Origin of the sequence: Pseudomonas sp. NFX71, from assembly GCF_048079215.1 — a bacterium.
GTDB lineage: Bacteria > Pseudomonadota > Gammaproteobacteria > Pseudomonadales > Pseudomonadaceae > Aquipseudomonas > Aquipseudomonas fluorescens_B.
Map to the genome: position 1 here is coordinate 6,258,634 of NZ_CP182230.1, position 24,080 is coordinate 6,282,713.

General features: G+C 59.7%; 21 protein-coding genes and 1 pseudogene. 11 read left to right on the forward strand and 11 right to left on the reverse strand.

The features are described 5' to 3' along the window. Window positions 1-22: 22 nt before the first annotated feature. The 4 genes from ACM1ZW_RS29110 to ACM1ZW_RS29125 are packed head-to-tail and all read right to left on the reverse strand — an operon-like array spanning window position 23 to window position 4,341. Complete coding sequence (locus tag ACM1ZW_RS29110) at window positions 23-679, reverse strand: DUF2931 family protein (protein ID WP_416739877.1); 657 nt, start codon at window positions 677-679, stop codon at window positions 23-25. Beyond that, on the reverse strand, window positions 679-2,211 hold the full coding sequence (locus ACM1ZW_RS29115; protein ID WP_416739878.1) for a phospholipase effector Tle1 domain-containing protein: 1,533 nt from the start codon (window positions 2,209-2,211) through the stop codon (window positions 679-681). Before ACM1ZW_RS29115 ends, ACM1ZW_RS29110 begins: the two co-directional genes overlap by 1 nt. Then, window positions 2,135-2,791 (reverse strand): DUF2931 family protein, encoded by a 657-nt coding sequence (locus ACM1ZW_RS29120; RefSeq protein ID WP_416739879.1) that lies wholly within the window; start codon window positions 2,789-2,791, stop codon window positions 2,135-2,137. The genes ACM1ZW_RS29115 and ACM1ZW_RS29120 overlap by 77 nt, the downstream gene beginning before the upstream one ends. After that, on the reverse strand, window positions 2,791-4,341 hold the full coding sequence (locus tag ACM1ZW_RS29125; protein ID WP_416739880.1) for a T6SS phospholipase effector Tle1-like catalytic domain-containing protein: 1,551 nt from the start codon (window positions 4,339-4,341) through the stop codon (window positions 2,791-2,793). Before ACM1ZW_RS29125 ends, ACM1ZW_RS29120 begins: the two co-directional genes overlap by 1 nt. 218 nt (window positions 4,342-4,559) lie before the next feature. Here ACM1ZW_RS29125 and ACM1ZW_RS29130 point away from each other — a divergent pair, with 218 nt between their 5' ends. Together ACM1ZW_RS29130 and ACM1ZW_RS29135 are read left to right on the forward strand one after the other, a co-directional pair. After that, a complete protein-coding gene (locus tag ACM1ZW_RS29130; RefSeq protein ID WP_414880043.1) occupies window positions 4,560-5,000 on the forward strand; it encodes a phage infection protein in 441 nt (146 codons plus the stop codon). 428 nt (window positions 5,001-5,428) lie between these two features. Continuing rightward, window positions 5,429-5,980, forward strand: coding sequence for a cupin (locus ACM1ZW_RS29135; RefSeq protein ID WP_416739881.1), 552 nt, complete (start codon window positions 5,429-5,431; stop codon window positions 5,978-5,980). Between the two features lie 42 nt (window positions 5,981-6,022). Here ACM1ZW_RS29135 and ACM1ZW_RS29140 read toward each other — a convergent pair whose 3' ends face one another. Beyond that, on the reverse strand, window positions 6,023-7,696 hold the full coding sequence (locus ACM1ZW_RS29140) for an MFS transporter (RefSeq protein WP_017338438.1): 1,674 nt from the start codon (window positions 7,694-7,696) through the stop codon (window positions 6,023-6,025). A 264-nt stretch (window positions 7,697-7,960) separates the two neighbouring features. Next, window positions 7,961-9,637 (reverse strand): tetratricopeptide repeat protein, encoded by a 1,677-nt coding sequence (locus ACM1ZW_RS29145; RefSeq protein WP_416739882.1) that lies wholly within the window; start codon window positions 9,635-9,637, stop codon window positions 7,961-7,963. A 267-nt stretch (window positions 9,638-9,904) separates the two neighbouring features. Here ACM1ZW_RS29145 and ACM1ZW_RS29150 point away from each other — a divergent pair, with 267 nt between their 5' ends. After that, window positions 9,905-10,267, forward strand: a complete 363-nt coding sequence (locus ACM1ZW_RS29150) for a hypothetical protein (protein ID WP_414880047.1) — start codon at window positions 9,905-9,907, stop codon at window positions 10,265-10,267. 150 nt (window positions 10,268-10,417) lie between these two features. Further along, complete coding sequence (locus ACM1ZW_RS29155) at window positions 10,418-10,987, forward strand: chorismate mutase (RefSeq protein WP_416739883.1); 570 nt, start codon at window positions 10,418-10,420, stop codon at window positions 10,985-10,987. Window positions 10,988-10,991: 4 nt separating this feature from the next. Here ACM1ZW_RS29155 and ACM1ZW_RS29160 read toward each other — a convergent pair whose 3' ends face one another. Continuing rightward, window positions 10,992-11,381 carry a c-type cytochrome gene (locus ACM1ZW_RS29160; RefSeq protein WP_414884329.1) on the reverse strand — a complete coding sequence of 130 codons (390 nt, stop codon included), beginning with the start codon at window positions 11,379-11,381 and terminating at the stop codon, window positions 10,992-10,994. A gap of 359 nt (window positions 11,382-11,740) precedes the next feature. Here ACM1ZW_RS29160 and ACM1ZW_RS29165 point away from each other — a divergent pair, with 359 nt between their 5' ends. The 5 genes from ACM1ZW_RS29165 to ACM1ZW_RS29185 all read left to right on the forward strand — a co-directional run bounded on the left by ACM1ZW_RS29165 (window position 11,741) and on the right by ACM1ZW_RS29185 (window position 17,979). Then, entirely contained in the window at window positions 11,741-13,114 is a 1,374-nt protein-coding gene (locus ACM1ZW_RS29165) for a glutamine synthetase family protein (RefSeq protein ID WP_416739884.1), read from the forward strand. A 7-nt stretch (window positions 13,115-13,121) separates the two neighbouring features. Then, on the forward strand, window positions 13,122-14,513 hold the full coding sequence (locus ACM1ZW_RS29170; RefSeq protein ID WP_416739885.1) for an aldehyde dehydrogenase family protein: 1,392 nt from the start codon (window positions 13,122-13,124) through the stop codon (window positions 14,511-14,513). A 3-nt stretch (window positions 14,514-14,516) separates the two neighbouring features. Beyond that, the gene (locus ACM1ZW_RS29175) at window positions 14,517-15,677 is read left to right on the forward strand and encodes an iron-containing alcohol dehydrogenase (RefSeq protein ID WP_416739886.1); all 1,161 of its coding nucleotides are present in this window, start codon (window positions 14,517-14,519) and stop codon (window positions 15,675-15,677) included. A 114-nt stretch (window positions 15,678-15,791) separates the two neighbouring features. After that, the gene (locus ACM1ZW_RS29180; protein ID WP_414880051.1) at window positions 15,792-17,348 is read left to right on the forward strand and encodes an amino acid permease; all 1,557 of its coding nucleotides are present in this window, start codon (window positions 15,792-15,794) and stop codon (window positions 17,346-17,348) included. 211 nt (window positions 17,349-17,559) lie between these two features. Further along, the gene (locus tag ACM1ZW_RS29185) at window positions 17,560-17,979 is read left to right on the forward strand and encodes an organic hydroperoxide resistance protein (protein WP_017339309.1); all 420 of its coding nucleotides are present in this window, start codon (window positions 17,560-17,562) and stop codon (window positions 17,977-17,979) included. A gap of 51 nt (window positions 17,980-18,030) precedes the next feature. Here the strand turns inward: ACM1ZW_RS29185 and ACM1ZW_RS29190 are convergent, their stop codons facing one another. After that, complete coding sequence (locus tag ACM1ZW_RS29190; protein WP_416739887.1) at window positions 18,031-18,366, reverse strand: hypothetical protein; 336 nt, start codon at window positions 18,364-18,366, stop codon at window positions 18,031-18,033. Window positions 18,367-18,719: 353 nt separating this feature from the next. Next, window positions 18,720-19,889 (reverse strand): annotated as a pseudogene (gene solA, locus ACM1ZW_RS29195) (N-methyl-L-tryptophan oxidase). Between the two features lie 184 nt (window positions 19,890-20,073). Between solA and ACM1ZW_RS29200 the strand changes: the two are divergent. Beyond that, window positions 20,074-21,786 (forward strand): amidase, encoded by a 1,713-nt coding sequence (locus tag ACM1ZW_RS29200; RefSeq protein WP_416739888.1) that lies wholly within the window; start codon window positions 20,074-20,076, stop codon window positions 21,784-21,786. A 60-nt stretch (window positions 21,787-21,846) separates the two neighbouring features. On the opposite strand, the gene ACM1ZW_RS29205 is transcribed toward ACM1ZW_RS29200, so the two are convergent. Then, on the reverse strand, window positions 21,847-22,101 hold the full coding sequence (locus ACM1ZW_RS29205) for a hypothetical protein (protein WP_017339313.1): 255 nt from the start codon (window positions 22,099-22,101) through the stop codon (window positions 21,847-21,849). A gap of 158 nt (window positions 22,102-22,259) precedes the next feature. Here ACM1ZW_RS29205 and ACM1ZW_RS29210 point away from each other — a divergent pair, with 158 nt between their 5' ends. After that, on the forward strand, window positions 22,260-22,499 hold the full coding sequence (locus ACM1ZW_RS29210) for a hypothetical protein (RefSeq protein ID WP_416739889.1): 240 nt from the start codon (window positions 22,260-22,262) through the stop codon (window positions 22,497-22,499). Between the two features lie 227 nt (window positions 22,500-22,726). Here ACM1ZW_RS29210 and ACM1ZW_RS29215 read toward each other — a convergent pair whose 3' ends face one another. Next, window positions 22,727-24,052, reverse strand: a complete 1,326-nt coding sequence (locus ACM1ZW_RS29215; RefSeq protein WP_416739890.1) for an OprD family porin — start codon at window positions 24,050-24,052, stop codon at window positions 22,727-22,729. Window positions 24,053-24,080: the final 28 nt, after the last annotated feature.

The following is a 24,080-nucleotide window of genomic DNA, read 5'->3' on the forward strand; positions in this document are numbered from 1 at the left end:
CCCGTTTTTTGTGCGGTGATGATTACCAGCTGCCGTAGGGGATGCCGAATTGTTCGATGTAGCGCTTCGCCTTTTCACTGACTGGATAGGCGTACTGCCCCTGACTTTTTCCTTGGTCTGGGCCCAACGGTTCTATTTCTGCTTGAGCATGAGCGACCTTGATTGCCTTCATACATTTGTCCGCGACCCACACCTGAACGACGCCCCCCGGCGCTACACCGACATACACCAGCGCGACATTGCCTGCTGGTTCATCCGGCGCTGAAGGACAAGGCTCATTCAGCGTATCGCGCATGATTTGTCGGGCTTGCTCTGGAATGTCGACCCAGGCGCGGTACGTTTGTGGCTCCACGATGGACTGCCAACGGACGAAGATTCGTTTCGGTAAGTCTGCACCGACAACTTCGCGAATCCCCCCCGTAATCTCACCCCACCCTCTTGCGGACTCCGTACCATTTTCTGGCTCGCCCCCCGCTGCCGTACCGCCACCCGTGCGACGGAACAATTTGCCGTTAACGTCTTCGACCGCACTGTCTTCAACCCAGGCTTTCATGTAATACGGTTCGTTGAAACTGAGGCTCCACCATTTTCTGGTGAGCTCCGTTTCGGGCGTTGCGAGATTTGTGGCCTGGCAGCCAGAAACCAGTAACAGTCCTACAAGCAATCCCAACAAACGCATTAAAATGTTCTCCAGCTTGAATCCGGTACATGAGGGTGACGTACGCGCACACCACTTTCGGTCGGTGCATTCGTGTAGCGGAGATTCACCCCGCGCTCACGAGTCGATCCCACTGGATTGCTCCAATTGGCAGACATATGGATGTAGCGCAATCTGAGCAGTTTCTCCTCCGCAGGCATAACCTGGTAATTGCCCCCGAGGAACCTGTCGCAGAGTGGTTGAAGCTCTGATGGAACGGAATACTGAGAGGTTTTCGGAACATCCTTGAACTGCACCCCCTTCTCCTTGGCCAGTTTATGCATCAAGTGCAGATACACCACTGACAGCTTCCCACTAACCGGACGCTTGAGTTGCAAACCTGCGTACACCCGCACCTGCCTGAACCCGGATGTCTGCTCTTCCCTCGACAATGAACTCGGTTTCGGAGTCACGATTTCCAGCATTGCTTCTGGCCAGCCATTGGCGACCCAACTCGCTTTCTGCTGCTGGGCATCACGATAAATCGAAGTGGTTTGAATGTCGGTTCCCTGTCGCACCGTCATGGCCTGCATTGGGCTGACCAGTACGCACTCTTCCACTTCTTCCCGATAACCTCCACCGATATCCGAATGCACACCGGGAACGGGTATTTCCGTATGCGCGGGAATGACTGTGCTTAACGCAAAGTTGGCCCGATGCTCGTCCCGTGCAGTCAATTGAATGACATCGGTAAAGTACTTGCGGTCAAGGTACAGTTTGATCCCCGGTGCTACCGGACTTTGGATGTTACCTATGTTTGTGACCCCCGCGACCGAGGGCACGGTATCGAACAGGCCGATGAACCCCATGATGATTTCGCTGTTGTACCGGGCATCGAAACTGGAGCTAAACCCCTTGGGGTTGCTGCGGAGCACTTCGCCCAGAGGCCCTAGTTTGCAACGTACGATTTCATTGGCGAAATGTCGGGCAGCGGCGGCACCTCGACTGAACCCGAAGGTGTCGAATGTGAGCGATGTAATCTCGCCGTCAGGATTGCGATCAACTGCTTCCTTGATCAGTGCTTTCATGGCGACAAACGCTTTTTGTACCTTCCCCGCTACGCCTGCGTCTCCTCGCCCGGTCGCCGCGGCGCCCATGCTGTCTTCAGCGCCCGCATCGGTGCCGATCCCGTCTACGTAGAGACTGCGCTGTACGAGTTTGGATGACGCATCGTTTCCGGCTACTTCCGCTGTCGGATAGAGCTCATACAACTTGAAAACATTACTCACATCATTCCCATAACTCCCCTCCGGATCCGCCATATACGGCTTGCAGCTCGCATCGACGTCTTCCGGGCGAATCGGGTGATGGGCGCCGCACAATAATCCTGACGCAGAGTTACCCGCATTGTTCAGCGTTCCGTCAAAGAACACGCCAATGCGCAACGCAACTCTGAATGCGCCTTGATAGGCGCCCGTTTTTTTTGTGCGGTGATGATTACCAGCTGCCGTAGGGGATGCCGAATTGTTCGACGTAGCGTTTGGACTCGTCGGACAACGGGTAATAGTTGCCACCGGATTTTCCGAGGTGGGGTCCCAAGGGTTCTATTTCTGCTTGGGCACGAGCAACCTTGACTGACTTCAAGCATTTATCAGTCACCCACACCTGTACGATGCCGCCGGGGGCAAGTCCGAGGTAAACCATGGTTATGTAGTTGGCTGGCTCGTCGGGCGTCGCCGGGCATCGCTCATTGACTGAGGCGTGCATGATCTGCCGTGCTTCTTCGGGTATATCGACCCACCCACGATAGGTCTTCGACTCGACAACCGACTGCCATCGGACAAAGATGCGTTTCGGTAGATCTGCTCCAACTACGCCACGGATGCCGCTGCTTATATATTTACTCCAGCCACGAGCTGCTTCGGTACCGTCCTCGGAGTCATGGCTACCTGCTGTGCCTCCACCCGTTCGATTAAACCGCTTGCCGTTGATGTCTTCTACGGCAGAGTCTTCCACCCATACCTTCATGTAGGCGGGCTCAACGAAACTGAGGCTCCACCATTGATCTTTAGGGTCGTTTTCGCCGGAAAGTGGGTCGGCTGCCTGACATCCGGCTACAAAAAACGCGCCCAGTAATATTAGGATCGAGCGCATTAAAACGTTCTCCAGTTAGAGTCAGATACATGAGGATGTCGCACCCGAATGCCATCGTCAGTGGGTGCATTGGTGTAACGAACAGTCACGCCGCGTTCGCGGCTAGCGCCAATAGGATTATTCCAATTGGCAGAAGTATGAATGTATTTGAGTTTCAATAGCTTTTCTTCACCGGGATCAAGTTGGTAATTCCCGGCGAGGATCTTGGCGCAAATTGGTTGAAGCTCAGAAGGTAAACTGTACGCGGGATCGTTCTCATCAAGCGCTTCAAACTGAACGCCGTTCTCTTTAGCCAATTTGTACATCAAGCGTAAATACACCAACGATAGTTTGCCGCTGACTGCGCGCTTGAGTTGCACTCCTGCATACACCCGTAGTTCCTTTGGTCCTAACCTCCGCTGCTCATTGTCATGTGCCAATGTTGGCTTTGGAGTGATCACATCCAGCATCGTCTCAGGCCAACCGTCGGCGACCATTTTTGCTTTTTTCTGTATTGCATCCCGGTAGATGGATGTAGTTTTGACATCGGTACCATTGGGGACCGTGAGTGCCTGCATAGGGCTGACCAGCACGCACTCCTCCACTTCCTCACGGTAACCACCGCCAATATCGGAGTGCACCCCTGGTACCGGGATTTCAGTATGCGCAGGAATCACTGTGCTCAACGCAAAATTGGCACGGCGTTCGTCACGGGCGGTAATTTGAACGACATCGGTAAAGTATTTGCGGTCCAGGTAAAGCTTGATTCCAGGAGCGACTGGACTCTGGATATTCCCAAGATTGGTGAATCCCGCGACAGAAGGAACAGTATCAAACAGACCGATGAAGCCCATCAGAATTTCGCTGTTGTACTGACCTGTAAAGCTGGCGCTAAAACCATTGGGACTGCTGCGCAACACCTCTCCCAGTGGCCCCTGCTGGCAGCGCACGACCTCATTTGCAAAATGCCTGGCCGCCGCAGCTCCTCGACTGAAACCAAACGTATCGAAGGTTAGCGAAGTGATTTCACCGCAGGGGTTTTGATCGACGACTTGTTTGATCAGGACTTTCAGCCGAGAAAATGCGTTTTGGACCTTACTCGCGACACCCGTTTCACCCCGTCCGGTGGCGGCATTACCAAAGCTGTCTTTGCTCCCGCTTTCCGTACCGATGCCGTCGATGTACAGACTTCGCAACGCCAGTGTAGGGGTGCCTTCCCCCTTCACATCTTTGTTGGCTGGGTACAGTTCATACAGTCTGAAAACATTACTCACATCATTCCCATAACTCCCCTCCGGATCCGCCATATACGGCTTGCAGCTCGCATCGACGTCTTCCGGGCGAATCGGGTGATGGGCGCCGCACAATAATCCTGACGCAGAGTTACCCGCATTGTTCAGCGTTCCGTCAAAGAACACGCCAATGCGCAACGCAACTCTGACTTTTTCCTTCGCCGCCGCCGGTGCCTTGCCGTATTTCTCATACTCGGCCCAGCGCTTGGCGTGGATGTCGACGGGTTTGGCTTCGTCGTAGCGGAAGTTTTTCGGGGGGTTGGGTACGTATCCACTCATTCCTTGATCACCTGGCTCCTTGGTGCAACGGGCGCTGAGGGTGCCACTGTGGATCCAATCAAGCAACGCGTAGCCAGGTGCCATCACTCGGACGACATGGGCCTCGTCCATCTATTGGTTTCGTCAATGGTCACCATTAATTCAATGAAGTTCTCTTAAAAATTCTGCGGCGTAACATCGCCTCCATACCAAACAACTACACCCCGGAGCACACACTCATGAAACGCCAAATCCTTCTCAGCATCGCTTTCTCGGTTTTTGCAGTTAACGCTTTCGCCGCTTCTTCTGCTCATTCGGTTGTCGCTGAAGGCGGCTCGGATCGTCTGATTGAAAGCCGTGTGGCTGAGGGTGGTTCGGATCGTCTGATCGAAAACCGCGTCGCCGAAGGTGGCTCCGACCGCCTGATCGAAAACCGCGTTGCAGAAGGTGGCTCTGACCGCCTGATCGAAAACCGCGTCGCCGAAGGTGGTTCCGACCGTCTGATCGAAAACCGCGTTGCCGAAGGTGGTTCCGACCGCCTGATCGAAAACCGCGTCGCCGAAGGTGGTTCCGACCGCCTGATCGAAAACCGCGTCGCCGAAGGTGGTTCCGACCGCCTGATCGAAAACCGCGTTGCCGAAGGTGGTTCTGACCGTCTGATCGAAAGCCGCGCTGTATGAATGAATAGCCTTAACGCAGTACTCGACAAAAAGCCCGGCCTGATCAGCCGGGCTTTTTCTTGCTCAAAATAAATGAATGTCCTTCATTGAGGTGAAGCCGCAACACGCCTCTCGCGTATCGCGCCAGCCCGATCTTGATGCCGACCAGGATGGGCCCGGCGCGCTGCGACGTTAACGATAACGCGTGCTGAATGAACGCGCTGTGAACCTCCATCGCTGGCAAGCCAGCTCCCACAGCGGATTTTTAGCGAGCATGACATGGGTGTTCACCGCCGATGACCTACTGTCGTCCGGTTGATTCAGGCTGGTGCCCACACATTCTTTCTCGGAGAAGTGCGAACCTTCAGATACTGTTCGTCTGCCGAGCCGAATTCGCCACCGGGGCACTGGTCACACCGGAATCAGCGTCAACCGCTCCGGAGATTCCCATGGCACGTTCGCATTCCCTCCCCGCCCCCGCGCAACCCCTGTTGCTCGAAGCCAACGACTGGGTGCCCAACAATCCGCGCCTGCCGGTACTCATTTACCCCAAGGCCATTGCCGTCCAGGGCAACGATCCGGCGGCGCTGTTCGAGAAAACGTTCAAGGCCAATGGCTGGCCACCGCAATGGCGTTACGGGGTCTACGACTTTCACCACTATCACACCGAAGGCCATGAAGTGCTTGGCATCGCCAGCGGTCATGCGCGTTTGATGCTGGGCGGTCCGGACGGTCATGTACTGGAAGTCAGTGCGGGTGATGTGGTGCTGCTGCCAGCGGGCACGGGCCACTGCAACCTGGGTTCAAGCGACGATTTTCTGGTAGTCGGTGCCTACCCGCCCGGGCAGCACGCCGATATTTGCCGCGAGGCACCGAGTGCCGAGCAACAGGCAAGCATCAACACGCTGCCGTTTCCCGAGCGCGATCCGGTGCAGGGCGAGGATGGTGCGGTCGGCCAGCATTGGGTCAGCCAGCATTGGGTCAGCCAGCATCAGCCATGACAACCTCGCCCTCTCCCCCGCGAGAGAGGGCGAACGCCAGCCCTAGGTGTGATGAATTTCCCGATCCTTGGTTTCCGGCAGGAAGAACGTACCGAGTATTGCAGTCAACACCGCAATGACAATCGGGTACCACAACCCGTAGTAGATATCCCCCGTGGCCGCGACCATGGCAAATGCCACCGTCGGCAGGAAGCCGCCAAACCAACCGTTGCCTATGTGGTACGGCAGCGACATCGAGGTGTAACGGATGCGCGCCGGGAAGAGTTCCACCAGCCACGCAGCGATCGGACCGTAGACCATGGTCACGTAGATCACCAGGATAGTCAGCAGTAACAACACCATCGGGTAATTGGTCTTGGCCGGGTCAGCCTTCTCGGGGTAACCGGCGTCCTTGAGGGCAGTGCCGAGGGTGGCGGTGAAGGCGTCGTTGCGGGTCTTGAAGTCGGCGGCCGGCATGCCGGTGCCTTCGAAGCTCGGGATCACTTTGTCGCCGATACGAACCTGCGCGACTGCGCCCGGCTCAGCCTTCACGTTTTTATAGGGAATGGCCCGCTTCGCCAGCACCGTTTTGGCGAGGTCGCAGGAACTGGTGAATCTGGCTTTACCCACCGGGTCGAACTGGAACGAGCACTGGTCCGGATCAGCGACCACCGTGACCGGATTCTTCTCCTGGGCGATGAACACGTCAGGGTTACCGTACTGGGTCAACGCGTGGAAGATCGGGAAGTAGGTCACCGCCGCCAGGATGCAGCCCGCCATGATGATGCCCTTGCGACCGATGCGGTCGGACAGGCTGCCGAATATCACGAAAAACGGCGTGCCGATCAGCAGGGAGCCGGCAATCAGCAAGTTGGCGGTCTGCGCGTCGATCTTCAGGGTCTGCAGCAGGAAGAACAGCGCGTAGAACTGCCCGGTGTACCAGACGACCGCCTGGCCAGCCGTACCGCCGAGCAAAGCCATGATCACAATCTTCAGGTTTTCCCAGCGAGCGAAGGATTCCGTCAGCGGCGCCTTGGACGCCTTGCCCTCAGCCTTCATCTTCAAGAACACCGGCGACTCACTGAGTTGCAGGCGGATGTACACCGAGACGATCAGCAACAGGATCGACAGCAGGAACGGAATCCGCCAGCCCCAGGCCTCGAAGGCTTCAGTGCCGAGAATCGTGCGGCAGGCGAGGATCACCAGCAGCGACAGGAACAGACCGAGGGTCGCGGTGGTTTGTATCCACGAGGTGAAATAACCGCGCCGCCCCTTCGGCGCATGCTCGGCCACGTAGGTCGCCGCCCCGCCGTATTCACCGCCCAGGGCCAGGCCTTGCAGCAGGCGCAGGGTAATCAGGATGATCGGTGCCGCCACGCCGATGGTCGCGTAGCCCGGCAGAAAACCGACGATGGCAGTGGAGACACCCATGATGACAATGGTGATCAGGAAGGTGTGCTTGCGCCCGATCATGTCGCCCAGTCGGCCGAACACAATCGCGCCGAAGGGCCGCACGGCAAACCCCGCCGCGAACGCGAGCAGCGCGAAGATGAAGGACGTGGTCTCGTTGACGCCGGCGAAAAAGTGCTTGGCGATGATCGCCGCGAGGGAACCGTAAAGGTAGAAGTCGTACCATTCGAACACAGTGCCCAGGGACGAGGCGAAGATGACTTTGCGCTCCTCCCTGGTGATCCCGTGGTTGGGCACGTTGCCCGTGGTGGTGTCGATTGCGGCCATGAGTCTTCTCCGTCTTGCTCTTGTTGTAGGCCGGAGCACCTCACTACCATCGTCGTACTCAGGCCCTGGGCTGAAGTCATCGGATTACCGATTTCATGAAGCCTGGCAACAGGCTGACCGCCTCACATCGCTGCAAGGTTTCCTGAAGCATAATCACCTTCGCGCAGATATCCACTCGCCATCCGGCTTTGTCCGCGACCGACACGAAGCAACGAGTGGATCGTTGCCTGAAAACGGGCGCCCCGCCGCCCGTTTCGTAAGGTTTCACCCCTGACAGCAGCGTGCCCCGACACGGCAAAAACAGGAGGCGGTGATTTCCACATCGGCTCGGGCCATGGCCAGGTCGAGGCGGGTCCGGGCGGCAGCGGCTTCGGCGTCCCGCCCCAATCGCGTCAGGCATTCCACGTAACCGTGGAGGGCCCACACGTTGTCCAGATGCCAGGACGCGCGGCTCAGCGTGGTGTCCAGCCCCAGATCGGCGCGATAAGCCTGCAAGGCTTCTTCTACACAGCCCTGTTCCAGCAGCAGCGCACCCAGCGCATGTCGCACCGGTTGCATCCAGCCCCAAGGCTCGTCGTACGGCAAGTTGTCGTCCAGTGACCGCGCCTCGCGCAGGTACGTGAACGCGCTGTCGTAGTTGCCTTTGCGGTACTCGATTTCCCCCCGCAGCATCGCGTCGGCCACCGCCAGGATGTCGGTGCATTTATTGTTGAAGAGGTAACGCGTTTGCGGCACACGCGTCAGTGCATTGATGAACAGCCGTTGTTCGGCTTCCGCGGCGGCGATGTGCCCGCTGGCCGCGTGGGCCACGCCCCTGGCGTAATGCAGCATCGCGGTGGTCACGCAGTACAGTTCCTGGTCATTCGGCAACGGCGTGGCGAGGATGTCCTGCCATTTGCCGAAGCGGATCTGCACGTGGACCTTCATCGACACGAAGCTTTCCAGCCAGTCGGCCATGGGCGGTTGCTCGACGCGCAGCAGTTCTTCCTTGATGGTCGACATCAGTTCGTCGGCGGCGTCCAGCGCCGGTTGGTATTGCCCGAGGAACATCGCCGAGTAGAGTTTGAAGTGGTAGTTGTGGCATCGATACAGGGTGTAGAAGTTGAGCGGCCCTTCCCGCTCCAGGAATTTGCCGTCGGCCAGAATCGCCCGGCTATTGGTGACCATGGCCCCTCGGTAATCGCCGCAGAGCACGTCGATGTGCGACGGCATATGGCGCAGATGCCCGGCGTCCGGCACCAGGTCGCGCAGGACATCGCCGGCGCGCAACGCTCGCTCGGGATGGGGCGACATTTCCAGGGTGTGGACGTACATGTGCAGCACGCCGGGGTGCGGCGCATCGCCGTGTTGCTCTACCCGCCGCATCGCCTGCTCCAGCACGGCCAGCGCTTCCAGGGTGTCGGCACCCGGCGCGGGCTCGCCGGTTTTCAGATCCCACAGCAGCCAGGGTGTGCGGTCGATCAAGGCTTCGGCAAACAGCGCCGCCACATCCGGATCGTCGGGAAAGGCTTTATAGACATCACGCATCGACGCCGCGTAGGCATCGTTCCAGTCGAAAAGTTGTTCAACGCTGGCGGCCTCGTCAGCCTGATAGCGTTGCTCCAGCGCCCGGATCAGCGCCTGTTCCACCGGTTTTGCACCCTCGCCATGCGCAAGCGCGGCACGCGTCGCCAGCCGGGCCTGGGTGACGGCGTCTTTCAATTCCTGTTCGATAAACGCATCCCAGCGTTTGTTGTAATTGGGGCCGGAAGCATAGGCGATGCCCCAGTAGGCCATCGCGCAATCGTGGTCATGTTCGATCGCCTTGCGGAAACAGCGGATGGATTCGTCGTGGTTGTAGCCGTAGCACCATAACAATCCCCGGTCGAACCAGAGCTGAGCCTGTGGTGAACGGGTCGTTACGGGGCGGCTATAAGTGCCCAAATCGTAATAGTCGTGCATCGGTTTACCCTCTCGATCAGAGCCTGGAACCTCTCAGGAAACGCCTTGCCACGGTCTGATTTCCTGGAGACCGTCGATCGTTCAAGAGATCCAGCATACCCCGCAGGTTCTGCCCCAGCGCTGCAACCGACGACAGGCTGGCGCAATGGAAGTCCGAGGACCATTGCCGACGTCGATAGTCACCATCAACTCAATGAAGTTCTCATAAAAAATCCGCGGCGTAACATCAGCTCCATACCCAACAACTACACCCCGGAGCACACCATCATGAAACGCCAACTCTTCCTCAGCATCGCTTTCTCGGTTTTTGCAGTTAACGCTTTCGCCGCTTCTTCTGCTCACCCGGTTGTCGCTGAAGGCGGCTCGGATCGTCTGATTGAAAGCCGTGTGGCTGAGGGTGGTTCGGATCGTCTGATCGAAAACCGCGTGGCCGAAGGTGGCTCCGACCGCCTGATCGAAAACCGCGTCGCCGAAGGTGGTTCCGACCGTCTGATCGAAAACCGCGTGGCCGAAGGTGGTTCGGATCGTCTGATCGAAAACCGCGTGGCCGAAGGTGGCTCCGATCGTCTGATCGAAAACCGCGTGGCCGAAGGTGGTTCCGACCGCCTGATCGAAAGCCGCGCCGCATGAATGAATAGCCTTGCCGCAGTACCCGACAAAAAGCCCGGCCTGACCCGCCGGGCTTTTTCATGCACAAAAATCAGCCCCTGCTTAATGTCGCTGTCTCACTTGTGATAAATAGCACCTGATTGCGAGTCCCGTACCCAATGAGGTTTGCCCATGTTGTGTTTCCTACGCCTGCCGCTGCTGCTGACCTGCGCCCTGTCCGGTTTACTCGCTTGCGGTGCACACGCCGCCACACCATCCCCGGCGCCCGACAGTCTGCAGCCGCTGCTGGTGACGATGAACGAACGCCTGAACATCGCTGACCTGGTGGCACTGACCAAATGGGACAGCCACAAACCGATCCAGGACAGCGTCCGGGAAGCGCAGGTCATCGCCAACGCCAGGAAGCAGGCCGTTACCCGTAATCTCGACCCGGACGAGGTCGCGGAGTTGATCGCCGCACAGATCGAAGCCAACAAGCTGGTGCAATACGGACTGCTCGCGCAATGGCAAGCGTCGGGCAAGGCGCCGGACACGCCACGGCCGGACCTTGCCCATCAAATCCGCCCACGGCTGGATGAGCTGCAAAACCGCCTGTTGCAGCACTACGCCGATTTCGCGCCTTATCGCAAAGACCCGAACTGTGCCCAATGGCTGGCCAAGGAGCGATCCGCGCTGATCAAGGATGGCCTGCACGGCCAGGCACTGATCCGCGCCACCGGGGATTTGTGCGTGACGGATTGATGGGCTACTGCGGCTGAAACGTCTGCAAGTACGCCAGCACATCCTCGATCTTCTCTGGATCGCTGAGCCCCCAGAAAATCATCCGGGTGCCCGGCACCACTTTCTTCGGCGCTTCGAGGTAAGCCGTCAGTGTCTCGCGGGTCCAGACAATACCGGCGTTTTTCATCGCGTCGGAGTACTGGTAGTCCGCCGAGCTTCCCGAAGGGCGGCCGAAGATGCCGTTGAGTGGCGGGCCGAAACCGCCCCGGGCCGACTCGCCCACTTGATGGCAGCCACCGCAGATCCGCGTGAACAGTTTCGCCCCGGCTTCAACATCCCCCGCCGCTGCCACCGGTGTGCAAAATGCCCCTGCCGTCAGTGCAAGGACGAAGGTGAGGCTTACGGCTTTCATCATGTTCGGTTCCAGTGAGGTCAATCGGCGCTGCCGGTGCATTTTCGCGCCTACCTTACCCGATTGCAGCAGCCTGACGGGCACAGGTCACTCAAGCGTCGACGGGGTGCGCGGGTCCGGCACTGATCCCGCAATCGGTCAAGACGGTGCCAGGGGCGTGCCGGATCGTTTGCGCCGGATTGGCTACACGCCTTTGATTCAGCGGGCTTGGGGTCATGTGGACTTGCAGTTTTCAACAGTAGGCTAAGCTTGGATCAGCTCATTGCTCACGATGCTCGATTCTGCAGGGTTTTGGTTTTTCTGGAGAGCGTCTGCAACAGCTATCTCAGACAGGCCCAACCCTTTCACGCAGGATTGACGTGATGACCGAGCCCCTCCTCAGTTTTGATGCGCTCAAGCGCGCTGCTGCCGCTGGTGAAATCGATACCGTACTGGTCTGCATGGTCGACATGCAGGGACGCCTGGTCGGCAAGCGCTTCCAGGTCGAGTTTTTCATCGACAGTGGTCACGAAGAAACCCACTGCTGCAATTACCTGCTGGCCGACGACATCGACATGGAACCGGTCCCCGGTTACGCCGCGGCCAGTTGGAGCAAAGGCTATGGCGACTTCGTCCTCAAGCCCGACATGTCCACGCTGCGCCGCGTGCCCTGGCTGGAATGCACGGCGCTGGTGCTGTGCGATGTGCTCGATCATCACCATCGAAAAGACTTGCCCCACAGCCCGCGGGCGATTCTGAAAAAACAGGTCGAGCGCCTGCGCGAACGCGGCTACACCGGCATGTTCGCGTCGGAACTCGAGTTCTATCTGTTCGATGAGAGCTACGAGGCGATCCACAAGCGCAATTATCACAAACCGAAAACCGCCGGCCATTACATCGAGGACTACAACATCCTGCAGACCACCCGCGAGGAGCCGGTGCTGCGGGCGATTCGCAAACATTTGCAGGCGTCGGGCATTCCCGTGGAAAACTCCAAGGGCGAATGGGGACCCGGCCAGGAAGAAATCAACATCCGTTACGCCGATGCCATGACCATGGCCGATCATCACGTCATCATCAAGCACGCCTGCAAAGAGATCGCGCAGTTGCAAGGCAAGGCGATCACATTCATGGCCAAGTGGCGCTATGACGCCGCCGGCTCCAGCAGCCATATCCATAATTCGCTGTGGGACAAGAACGCCAAAAAGCCGCTGTTTTTCGACGCGAAAGCCGAGTTCGGCATGTCGAAACTGATGCGCGCCTGGGTCGCCGGGCAGCTCAAGTACGCCAACGACATCACCTGTTTTCTCGCGCCGTACATCAATTCATACAAGCGCTTCCAGGCCGGCACCTTCGCACCGACGCGGGCAGTGTGGAGCCGGGACAATCGCACCGCCGGCTTTCGTTTGTGCGCCGAAGCCAGCAAATCCATCCGCATCGAATGCCGCATCGGCGGCGCGGACCTCAACCCTTACCTGGCCTTCGCCGCGCTGATCGCGGCGGGCCTGGCCGGGATCGACGAGAAGCTCGAACTCGCGGCGCCGTTCGAGGGCGATGCCTACCTCGACGAGGATCTGCCGGAAGTCTCGAAAACCCTGCGCGACGCGTGCTCCGCACTCAAGGGCTCGAGCATGTTGCGCGAGGCGTTCGGCGATGAAGTGATCGAACACTACGTGCACACCGCCGAGTGGGAGCAAAAAGAGTACGACCGGCGTATCACCGACTGGGAACTGCAGCGCGGCTTCGAGCGCTATTGAGCACATCATGACGGCCAAGGTTCAGCTTGTCTCACCGGTCGATGGCCGGGTTTTTGTCGAGCGCGATTGTGCCTCTACGGCGCAGATCGAGCAGGTCCTGTCGGCGGCCGCCACCGCCCAGGTTCTATGGCAGCACCGATCGCTGAGCGAACGTGCTGCCTTGTGCAGCGCCGCCGTGGACGCGATGCTGTCGATGCAGGCGGACATCGTGCCGGAACTGGCCTGGCAGATGGGTCGCCCGGTGCGCTTTGGCGCGGGAGAACTGCGCGGTTTCGCCGAACGCGCCCGCCACATGATCGCGATAGCGCCTGAAGCGTTGGCACCTGTGGAACCCGATCCTGTCGCCGGTTTTCGGCGCTTTATCAAACGCGAACCGTTGGGCACGGTGCTGGTCGTTGCGCCTTGGAATTATCCGTACCTGACGGCGGTGAATACGATCATCCCGGCGCTGATGGCCGGCAACAGTGTGATCCTCAAACACGCCACGCAAACGCTGCTGGTCGGCGAACGTTTCGCCGAAGCCACGCGTCGCGCCAAGCTGCCCGACGGGCTATTCCACAACGTGCTGCTCGACCATCAGCAGACGTCCGCGATCATTGCTTCCGGCCGTGTGCACCAGGTTAACTTCACCGGTTCGGTCGAGGCCGGCAAAGCCATGGAAGCCGCTGCCGCTGGGCGTTTCATCGGCGTGGGCCTGGAGCTCGGCGGCAAAGACCCGGCCTACGTTCGTGCCGATGCCAACCTTGAGCACGCGGTGGAGAATCTGGTGGATGGCAGCTTCTTCAATTCCGGGCAAAGCTGCTGCGCCATCGAGCGCATCTACGTCGATCAAACAATCTATCCGGCATTTGTCGAACGCTTCATCGAACTGACTGGCCACTATGTATTGGGCAATCCACTGGACGAGGCCACGACGCTGGGCCCTATGGTGACACCGGGCGCCGCTGATTTTGTTCGCGGACAAATCGCCGACGCGCTCACGCAAGGCGCCAGAGCGCTGATCGATCCAAAGACTTTCCCCGCCGATGCGCCGGGCAGCGCCTACCTGGCGCCGCAGGTGTTGGTCGATGTCACTCATCAAATGTCAGTCATGCGCGACGAAAGCTTTGGCCCGGTGGTCGGCATCATGCCGGTAGCTGGTGACGACCAAGCCATCGCCCTGATGAACGACAGCGCGTTCGGCCTCAGCGCATCCCTGTGGACCCGGGACCTCGCCGCCGCCGAACGCCTCGGCAACGAGATCGCCACCGGCACCGTGTTCATGAACCGTTGCGATTACCTCGACCCCGCGCTGGCCTGGACCGGGGTCAAGAACAGTGGACGCGGCGTCACCCTCTCGCGCCTGGGCTACGAGCACCTGACCCGCGCCAAATCCTTTCATCTGCGCCACGAGGTGTAGGCCATGAACCTGACTGGAAACTGGAACTACCCCACCAGCATTCGCTTCGGTGTCGGCCGCATCGCCGAGCTGGCCGAGGTCTGTCGCAGCCAAGGTATCGAGCGACCGCTGCTGGTCACCGACAGTGGCCTGGCGCGCGCGCCGATCACCACGGCAGCGTTGGAAGCCATGCGCGCTGCCGGCCTGGGTGTCGCGCTGTTTTGTGACCTCAAGCCCAACCCCATCGAGGCCAACCTCGCCGGCGGGCTCGACGCCTGGCGCGCCGGCAAGCACGACGGCGTGGTCGCCTTCGGCGGTGGCAGCGGCCTGGACATGGGCAAACTCATTGCCTTCATGAGCGGGCAGACCCGACCGGTGTGGGATTTCGAAGACATCGGCGACTACTGGACCCGCGCCGACGAAAGCAGTATCGCCCCGGTCATTGCGGTGCCGACCACGGCGGGCACCGGTTCCGAGGTCGGCCGCGCGGCGGTGATCATCGACGAAAGCACACACACCAAACGCATCATCTTCCACCCCAAAATGATGCCGCGGGTGGTCATCAGCGACCCGGCGCTCACCGTCGGCATGCCGGCGAAAGTCACCGCCGGCACCGGCATGGATGCGTTCGCGCATTGCCTGGAGTCGTACTGTGCCCCCGGTTTTCATCCGATGGCCGACGGCATCGCGGTGGAAGGCATGCGCCTGGTGGCCAATGCCCTGGTGCGCGTCGTGCACACCCCCTCGGACCTTGAGGCGCGGGCGCAAATGCTCGCTGCCGCAGCAATGGGCGCCACCGCATTCCAGAAAGGCCTGGGCGGCATGCACGCACTTTCGCATCCGGTGGGTGCGTTGTACGACACCCATCACGGCATGACCAACGCCACGTTCATGCCCTATGTCCTGCAATTCAATCGCCCGGCCATCGAAGAGCGCATCACCCGCCTCGCGGCGTATCTGCGCCTGCCCTCCCCCGGCTTCGACAGCTTTCTGGCCTTCGTCCTCAAGCTGCGCAAGGACATCGGCGTGCCGCATACGCTGTTTGAACTGGGCGTGGACGACCGGCAGGCCGACCTGATCGCGGACATGGCAATTGTCGACCCCTCGGCCGGCGGCAACCCGCTGCCATTGACCAAGGACGGCGTGGCCCACATTTTCGATGCGGCTTTTCACGGCCGTCTCTAGATCCGGAGCAGTCAGTGGTATCGGTTGGAAAAGGAGCAGTACGACAAGGTGTTGAAGGCCAGTCCATTGCGCACACGCCAGTGGATTGAATCAAAACCTGATGGGGTACACAGCATGAACCCAGCAAGCCAGCCTGGCACCGACGCGCACGACGATGACATCAAGGTGCTGCACAGCATGGGCTACGCCCAGCAACTCTCGCGACGAATGGGTGTTTTCTCCAACTTCGCCATTTCCTTTTCGATCATCTGCATCCTCTCCGGCGGCATCAACTCGCTGGCGCAGGGCACGTCGGGTGCAGGGGGTGCGTCGATTGGCATCGGCTGGCCCATCGGGTGCCTGATCTCAGGGGTTTTTGCCCTGGCCATGGCGCAGATTTCCTCGGCCTACCCCACCGCTGGCGGGCTCTATCACTGGGGCTCGATCCTGGGTAACCGCTTTACCGGCTGGCTGACGGCCTGGTTCAATCTGTTGGGACTGATCACCGTGCTGGGCGCCATCAACGTCGGCACCTACTACTTCTTTTTCGGTGCCTTCGGACCGGCCCTCGGCATGGAAGACACCACCACGGTCAGGGTGATTTTCCTGGCGATCCTGACCGGTATCCAGGCCCTGTGTAACCACTTGGGAATCGGCCTGACCGCGAAGCTCACCGACTTCTCGGGCTACCTGATTTTTGCCACGGCGCTTGCCTTGACCCTCGTCTGCCTGATCTCCGCACCGAGCTATGAATTCGCCCGTTTGTGGACCTTCGGCAACTATTCCGGCGAAGCCGGCGGCAGCGTCTGGCCACAGGTTTCGAACGGTTGGGTGTTCATGCTCGGCCTGCTGTTGCCGATCTACACCATCACCGGTTATGACGCGTCGGCGCATACCTCCGAAGAGACCCACAACGCGGCCATGTCGGTGCCGCGCGGCATGGTCATGTCGGTGGTCTGGTCGTTGCTGTTCGGTTGGGTGATGCTCAGCTCATTCGTCCTGATGCTGCCAAGCATGGACGAAGCGGCGAAACAGGGCTGGAACGTGTTCTTCTGGGCCATGAATGCCCAGGTGAGCCCGACCATCAAACTGGCGCTTTACGTGGCGATTTTCATCTCGCAGTTTCTCTGCGGTCTGGCCACCGTGACCTCGGTGTCACGCATGATCTTCGCCTTCTCCCGGGACGGCGGCCTGCCCTGCTCGAAAGCACTGGCCTCGGTCTCGCCGAAATATCGCAGCCCGGTGGCCGCCATCTGGACCGGCGCTACCCTGGCGGTGTTGTTCGACTGGGGCTCGTCGGTGATCTCGATCGGGGCAACGCCGGTCTACACCATCGTGGTCTCGTGCACGGTGATCTTCCTGTTCTTCTCTTTCATCATCCCCATCGTGCTGGGCCTGTTCACTTACGGGACCGCGAAGTGGCCGACCATGGGGCCGTGGAACATGGGACGCGGGTTGTATTCACTGTTCGCCATCCTCTCGATCCTGTCGATGGTGGTGATCTTCGTCATCGGCATCCAGCCACCGAACGACTGGGCGCTGTACATCACCATCGGATTCCTGGTGCTGACGGCCATCGTCTGGTTCGGTTTTGAGGCTCGGCGCTTTCAGGGCCCGCCGACGGGCGATCTGATCGTCAAGCGTCAGGCGGAAATTGCGGCGACGGAGGCGGCGTTGAACAAGCAGGTGTGAAGGCTTTTACCTGTGGGGAGCGAGCTTGCTCGCTCCCGCATTTGTATCGATCTGTATTTTTTCGCGGCGATCCTACACAGCGTTACACAAGTGCCGGATCAGGACACATCCGCACTACATGAGGATGAAAAAGTGGGCCACATCGGAAATTCAGACGTTTTCCGGTGAACAGCAATGTAGAAGAGCCCAAAAACCTCAGCAGGAACCCGCCATGATCAATCAAATCGACACCGTGCTTTACACCGGCAAGACCCACACGACCGGAGGCCGTAACGGCGAGTCGCGAAGTGACGATGGACGTCTGGATATCAAGCTTTCCGCGCCTGGCTCTTCAGGCAGTGGCACCAATCCTGAACAACTGCTGGCCGCAGGCTGGTCCGCCTGCTTCATCGGCGCCATGGGTAAAGCGGCGGTTGCATTGAAAGTGACGTTGCCGACTGACGTCGCGGTCGATACCGAAGTGGACCTGGGCAAGACCGAAAACGCCTTTTTCCTTCAAGCACGTCTCAACGTGAGCCTTCCGGGCCTCGATCCTGTTGTCGCACGTTCGCTGGTGGATGCCGCGCACCAGACCTGCCCGTATTCGAAGGCGACCCGTGGCAACATCGACGTCGTGATCAACCTGGTTTAACCGTAGCGACAAGCGAGGCCTGCCATTGCGGCAGGCTGTGCTGGTGAAAGCTTACTGAACGTTTTTCAGCTTGACCACATCACCGGACACCTTGGTGGTGTAACCGGTCAGGACCCAGGCCCAGAACCAGTTTTCCTGCACCTGGGTGTTGATCAGTGCGTCGCCGCCCTTGGCCTTGATCGCCGCGTCTTGTGCGCGAACGAAACGGTTGTTCTGGCGGATCGGGATGACACCGAACAGCATAAGGCCGGTGGCGCTCGCTTCGCTGTGGCCAACGACGGTGTATTGGCTGGCATCGTATTGCTGGGTTTTCATCGGCGCGCCGGTGCAACCTGCCAGAACCAGACCGAACAGGGAAACGGCAACCACTTTGCTGAGGTAATTCACTGAGTAACTCCATGGAAAAACGCCCGGGATCCATCTCTCGAGCGGCGCACACTTTACCGGAGGTAGTGGCCAATTGGTATCAGATGTAGCCGCATTATCGCCCGGCGTAACGGCCGGGGGGCTTTGATTTTCCGTATGAAGCTGTCGTTCATCGTCCGGGGTCAGAAGAAACCTGTGGCGAGGGAGCTTGCTCCCGCTTGAGTGCGCAGCACTCACAAAAACCGGCGATGGTTGTCAGATTTTGGAGCCGCTACGCAGCCCAACGCGAGCAACATGAACAGCATGACCCCGACACGCGGCATTGCAAAGGAAGGGGGAAAACAACGGGCTCATCGGTTTGGCTTAATAAGGAATCAGGATTGCCCCTCAAACCGCTTCAACGAAAACGCCGACAGATCCAGGTCGCTGGAGCCACGCACACACCACTGCGCCACCGCCTCGCCCAACGCCGCAGAATGTTTGAAGCCATGCCCTGAACAGGCCGAGACCACCAGGGTGTTTTTCAAGGTCGGATGCTCGTCGATGATGAAGTGCGAATCCGGCGTGACGGTATAGGCGCACACCGCTGACTTGACCACCCGCGAGGTCACACCGGCGATCCTGCCGTGCACCTGCGTCTCGAACATGTCGCACGCTTCGGCGGCGCTGACGGTGCGGTCCAGGGAGTCCGGGGAACATGCCTCGCTGTACTGTTCCGTCGCGACTTTCAGGCTGCTCTCGCCGGGTAACGGCGGAAAGCCGTAGTAGGACTGCCCTCGCCCGTGGGTGAAGATGAACGTCGGCGAGACCTGCGCAAACCGGGCGTTCTCTTCCAGCTCGAACCAGAACAGTTTCTACCGACACACCCGCAACAACCGGTCGAACGGTTGACCCAACAGGTCCCGGGACCACATGCCAGCACTGACCACGACTTTGTCGGCATGGATCGTTCGCTGGTCGGTGGTGAGGGTGACGCCCTGCTCATGCGAGGTGATGCCTGTGACGGTTTCACCCTTCAGCAGCGTCGCGCCGTGTTCCTCGGCGAGCCGCAGTTGCACGGCGATGCAGCGTTCCGGCCGGACAAAACCGCCACTCGGTTCGAAGTAGCCGACGGCGCTGTCCAGCACCGGGGAGAACTGCGGGAATCGTTGGCGAATCTGTTCGGCGGACAATACCTCATGCTCGATGCCGTAGGTTTTCGCCAGTTGAAAGGTGCGGTGGGTGAAGTCGCTCGCATCATTGGCGTCATAGTCGGGGCTGGAGGTCATGACCAGCACGCCACACTGCTCGAACAGCGACTCGCCGGACAGTGCTTCGAGTTCGCGCCAGATCCGGTGGGAGTTACGGACGACAGGCAGATAAGCCGCGCCTTCCCCGACCGACAGTCGGGTGATACGCGTATCACCGTGGCTGGAGCCCTGGGTGTGGGGCGGATGGTATCGGTCGACACCGATCACCCTGACGCCGGACTTGGCCAATTGATAGGCCGTCGCAGCGCCCATCGCACCCAGCCCGACCACGGCTACTTCACACCGATGTTCCATATCATCACCGTCCGCAAAATGATCATTTGAGTCTGAAAGCCGATGAAAACTCAAGGGCCGAAAAAGCCCTCAGTGCAGGGTGGGATCGCGCGGCCATAAAACGCCCCGGCACTGGCAACAACCCCTTCATTGGACATACCATGCCGCGCATTCACTTCTTCCCTATCAAAACGGCGGTAACAGCATGATCGAGGTCACCGAGGTTTCCATTGCCGAACTGCGCGCGGCGCTCGAATCCGGCCAGACCACTGCAGTGGAACTGGTCCAGGCCTATCTCGCCAGAATCGACGCCTACGACGGCGCCGACACGCCCACCGCCCTCAACGCGGTGGTGGTGCGCAATCCCGAGGCGCTCAAGGAAGCGCAGGCTTCCGATAGCCGGCGAGCGCAGGGCAAAACGCTGGGGCCACTCGATGGCATTCCCTATACGGCCAAGGACAGTTACCTGGTCAAAGGGCTGACCGCCGCCTCTGGCAGTCCCGCCTTCGCCAACCTGATTGCCTATCGCGATGCGTTCACCATCGAACGGCTTCGCGCCGCCGGGGCGATCTGCCTGGGCAAGACCAACATGCCACCGATGGCGAACGGCGGCATGCAGCGCGGCGTTTATGGCCGTGCGGAAAGTCCGTACAACGCCGATTACCTCACCGCGCCTTTTGCCTCCGGTTCGTCCAACGGAGCAGGCACTGCCACCGCCGCCAGTTTCGCGGCATTCGGCCTGGCAGAAGAAACCTGGTCGAGCGGTCGCGGCCCGGCCTCGAACAATGGGCTGTGCGCCTATACGCCGTCCCGCGGGGTGATTTCGGTGCGCGGCAACTGGCCGCTGACGCCGACGATGGACGTGGTCGTGCCGTTCGCCAGAACCATGGCTGACCTGCTCGAAGTGCTCGACGTGGTGGTGGCGGAAGACCCCGATACCCGCGGCGACCTGTGGCGGATGCAGCCCTGGGTGCCGATTCCGAGTGTCACCTCGGTGCGCCCTGCTTCCTATGCCGAACTGGCGGCGAAGCCAGATGCCCTCGCCGGCAAGCGCCTGGGTGTTCCGCGCATGTTCATCAACGCCGATCCCGACGCCGGCACCAGCGAGGCGCCGGGGATCGGTGGGCCGACGGGGCAACGCATCAACACCCGGCCTTCAGTGATTTCTCTCTGGGAAGAGGCACGCAAGGCACTCGAAGCCGCGGGCGCCGAAGTGATCGAAGTCGATTTCCCGCTGGTCTCCAATTGCGAGGGTGATCGTCCGGGAGCGCCGACAGTGTTCACCCGGGGCCTGGTGTCGAAAGAGTTCCTGCATCATGAGTTGTGGGACCTGACGGCCTGGGCGTTCGATGATTTCCTGCAGGCCAACGGCGATCCGAAACTGAACCGCCTGGTCGACGTCGACGGGCCGCTGATTTTCCCCCACGACCCGGGCACCCTGCCCAACCGCGAAGGCGACCTCGTCGCGGGCATGGACGAGTACGTGCGGATGGCCGAGCGCGGCATCACGCCGTGGGACCAGATCACTACCGTTCCCGATGGACTGCGCGGACTTGAACAGACCCGTCGCATCGACCTTGAAGACTGGATGGACCGGCTGGGCCTCGATGCGGTGCTGTTCCCGACGGTGGCTGACGTTGCGCCAGCGAATGCCGATGTCGATCCGGCCTCCGCCGACATCGCGTGGAGCAATGGTGTCTGGGTCGCCAACGGCAACCTCGCCATCCGTCACCTCGGTGTTCCAACGGTCACTGTGCCGATGGGCATCATGCCGGATATCGGCATGCCGGTCGGGCTGACCTTTGCCGGTCGTGCCTATGACGATTCGGCGCTGCTGCGTGTTGCCTCGGCGTTTGAATCGACCGGATCGAAGCGCAAAATCCCGCCTCGAACCCCACCGTTGTCGACCGGTAAATAATGGAAGAAACGGGATTGGGGCACACGCTCCAATCCCGTTTTTTTTCAGCCCGTCTACGCTTCATCGACCGTGGTAATCCTCCCCCGCGACCGCACGCAGATAAGCCTCGTCACCCTTTGTGCGCAAGTCTCGCCACTCCTCCCAATCGATGATGCCCTGGCGATCCATTTCATCCGCCTGCCGCAGCAGTTCCTCATGGTAGGCATCCGGGCAGTCCATGCGCAGCGAGCAGTTTTCGAGCGTACGGTGCCAGGCATCCAGGGCCCGAAGTTTTTGCTCCTGGGTTCTCGTCAGCAGGTTTCTGAATGAATTCATGGCGGCGGTTTCCACGGTCGTTTCTGAATGGAGCGATCGGGTGCGACACAGGTTCATCACGCCCGACCAGAGGTGAGGGGGCGACTATCGTGGGCAAAAAATCTCGAACTCGTGGGTAACCGTCGCATCCAATGTGAAGGCAAACGGAGGTACGCGACATGAACAGTGATGACCGTGATAACGCACTCGAATCGCAAACGACGTCAAACGCTCCGCCCATCGATTCGTCGGGCAAACCGGTGAATGTGGTCGAGCGGGATGTGCAGGACAGAAACGGTGAAGCCGAAGGTGTCGATCAAGCCATCACGCCCTCTTCCACCCGAACCAAAGAGCAGGACGCCGAGGAACTGCAGCGCAAAATCGACGAGATAGAACGCAAGGTTGCCGACGGCAATTAGCCGCGCCGACCTGGTTGGGTCCGGCCGAATCACCGGCGGCGTAACCCGATGCAATGCCGGACATCAATCCCCTGTGGGAGCTAGCCTGCTAGCTCCCACAGGGGGAATGCGTACACATGAAGAGCCAGGTGCTGGCCCCTCGAGAGGCCATTACGCGGGGCTTTTCCAAGTGACTCGCTGTAAGGCGGCCGTTACCGCAGAAACGGAGTTTCTTATTCGCCCGGCGCTTACAACAGCGACAAGGTGTAGTTGATGATAAAGCGATTCTGGTCAACATTACGCCCCGCATCAGTGTTCGACTTGCCATTGCGCACACTGAACCCAAGCCCCTTGAGCGCCCCCGACTGCAACACATAATCCAGGGTCATATCGCGTTCCCACTCTGACTGATCACCGGCGTTGCGAACCTTGATATCAGTCCCCTTCAAATACACGATCGACGCTTTCAGGCCCGGCACGCCCAAAGGCGCGAAGTCATAGGTGTACTGACCAAAGTTCGTCTGCTCACCCGCACGGGTAAAACTCTGGATCATGCGGTCCGTCGGCAGATAAACACTGCCGCCACCCGCCCCTTTATCAACCAGGCTGCCCTGGTTGGGCTGGACGAAGTTACTGCCATCACCCACCTGCTGATGGCCCAGCGACACCGAGTGCCCACCGTTCATATAAGTGATCATCGCAACCCAGGTGTTGTTGTCGATTTCACCATTGTTGTCCTCGGTGTAACCGGAAGCGCGGTAGCCTTGTGCGCGGCCAGCGGCGGAACTGTTGGCCCCGGTCGACGTGGTGCGAAAGTAACGCAGGTCAGTGGTGAACGAACTCTTGCTGTCGATCGGCAGTACATGGGTCAGACCGAAGAAATTCTGGTTATAGAAGTCTTCCATCTGCGCGAAGTAATACTGTGCTTTCAGATCCTTGGTGATGAAGTAATCACCCCCGGCGAAGTAAAACTTGTTGCTGTCCTGTGTGGCGCCCGGTACGGACAAACCGGTCCGGTCCGTCGAAGCACGACCGACCGCATGTTCAAGCACACCACTGGTCAGCATCAGCCCATCGATATCATTCGAAGTGATCTGGGCGCCGGTGAACGATTGCGGCAAGACGCGGGCATCGTTCGACAGCAGGATCGGCAGTTTCGGCAACAACGTGCCGTAGCGGAACTCCGTCTTCGCAATACGCATCTTCGCCGTGGGACCGAAGCTGCTCCAGGTATCGGCTGCACCGTCGCCCTCCGTCGGGATCATGCCGCTACCGACGTGGCGCCCGGCACCACTGTCCAATGTCACCCCCAGCAGCGCCTGAGCATCGAGCCCGAAACCGATCGTGCCTTGGGTAAACCCGGACTCGTAGCGCAGCACAAAACCCTGCGCAGCCTCCTCGGTTTTCGAGGGATCCGCCGCACCATCGCGGTTATCACTGTTGAAATACAGCGTGCGCATCGAGAGGCTGGCTTTGCTGTCTTCCAGAAAACCGTGCGCGCCAGAGTCCGCTGCCTGTGCGCAGATCGAACCGGTGGCCAACAAGAGTGCGGTGGGGATTGCTCGTTTGAACATACGATGCTCCAGGGTGATTTTTTTATGG

What these genes read in the sequence shown, in the direction of transcription:
- ACM1ZW_RS29110 (WP_416739877.1), bottom strand. Translation starts at nt 679, where the DNA reads ATGCGTTTGTTGGGATTGCTTGTAGGACTGTTACTGGTTTCTGGCTGC.
- ACM1ZW_RS29120 (WP_416739879.1), bottom strand. Translation starts at nt 2,791, where the DNA reads ATGCGCTCGATCCTAATATTACTGGGCGCGTTTTTTGTAGCCGGATGT.
- ACM1ZW_RS29125 (WP_416739880.1), bottom strand. Translation starts at nt 4,341, where the DNA reads ATGAGTGGATACGTACCCAACCCCCCGAAAAACTTCCGCTACGACGAA.
- ACM1ZW_RS29130 (WP_414880043.1), top strand. Translation starts at nt 4,560, where the DNA reads ATGAAACGCCAAATCCTTCTCAGCATCGCTTTCTCGGTTTTTGCAGTT.
- ACM1ZW_RS29135 (WP_416739881.1), top strand. Translation starts at nt 5,429, where the DNA reads ATGGCACGTTCGCATTCCCTCCCCGCCCCCGCGCAACCCCTGTTGCTC.
- ACM1ZW_RS29140 (WP_017338438.1), bottom strand. Translation starts at nt 7,696, where the DNA reads ATGGCCGCAATCGACACCACCACGGGCAACGTGCCCAACCACGGGATC.
- ACM1ZW_RS29145 (WP_416739882.1), bottom strand. Translation starts at nt 9,637, where the DNA reads ATGCACGACTATTACGATTTGGGCACTTATAGCCGCCCCGTAACGACC.
- ACM1ZW_RS29150 (WP_414880047.1), top strand. Translation starts at nt 9,905, where the DNA reads ATGAAACGCCAACTCTTCCTCAGCATCGCTTTCTCGGTTTTTGCAGTT.
- ACM1ZW_RS29155 (WP_416739883.1), top strand. Translation starts at nt 10,418, where the DNA reads ATGTTGTGTTTCCTACGCCTGCCGCTGCTGCTGACCTGCGCCCTGTCC.
- ACM1ZW_RS29160 (WP_414884329.1), bottom strand. Translation starts at nt 11,381, where the DNA reads ATGATGAAAGCCGTAAGCCTCACCTTCGTCCTTGCACTGACGGCAGGG.
- ACM1ZW_RS29165 (WP_416739884.1), top strand. Translation starts at nt 11,741, where the DNA reads ATGACCGAGCCCCTCCTCAGTTTTGATGCGCTCAAGCGCGCTGCTGCC.
- ACM1ZW_RS29170 (WP_416739885.1), top strand. Translation starts at nt 13,122, where the DNA reads ATGACGGCCAAGGTTCAGCTTGTCTCACCGGTCGATGGCCGGGTTTTT.
- ACM1ZW_RS29175 (WP_416739886.1), top strand. Translation starts at nt 14,517, where the DNA reads ATGAACCTGACTGGAAACTGGAACTACCCCACCAGCATTCGCTTCGGT.
- ACM1ZW_RS29180 (WP_414880051.1), top strand. Translation starts at nt 15,792, where the DNA reads ATGAACCCAGCAAGCCAGCCTGGCACCGACGCGCACGACGATGACATC.
- ACM1ZW_RS29185 (WP_017339309.1), top strand. Translation starts at nt 17,560, where the DNA reads ATGATCAATCAAATCGACACCGTGCTTTACACCGGCAAGACCCACACG.
- ACM1ZW_RS29200 (WP_416739888.1), top strand. Translation starts at nt 20,074, where the DNA reads ATGATCGAGGTCACCGAGGTTTCCATTGCCGAACTGCGCGCGGCGCTC.
- ACM1ZW_RS29205 (WP_017339313.1), bottom strand. Translation starts at nt 22,101, where the DNA reads ATGAATTCATTCAGAAACCTGCTGACGAGAACCCAGGAGCAAAAACTT.
- ACM1ZW_RS29210 (WP_416739889.1), top strand. Translation starts at nt 22,260, where the DNA reads ATGAACAGTGATGACCGTGATAACGCACTCGAATCGCAAACGACGTCA.
- ACM1ZW_RS29215 (WP_416739890.1), bottom strand. Translation starts at nt 24,052, where the DNA reads ATGTTCAAACGAGCAATCCCCACCGCACTCTTGTTGGCCACCGGTTCG.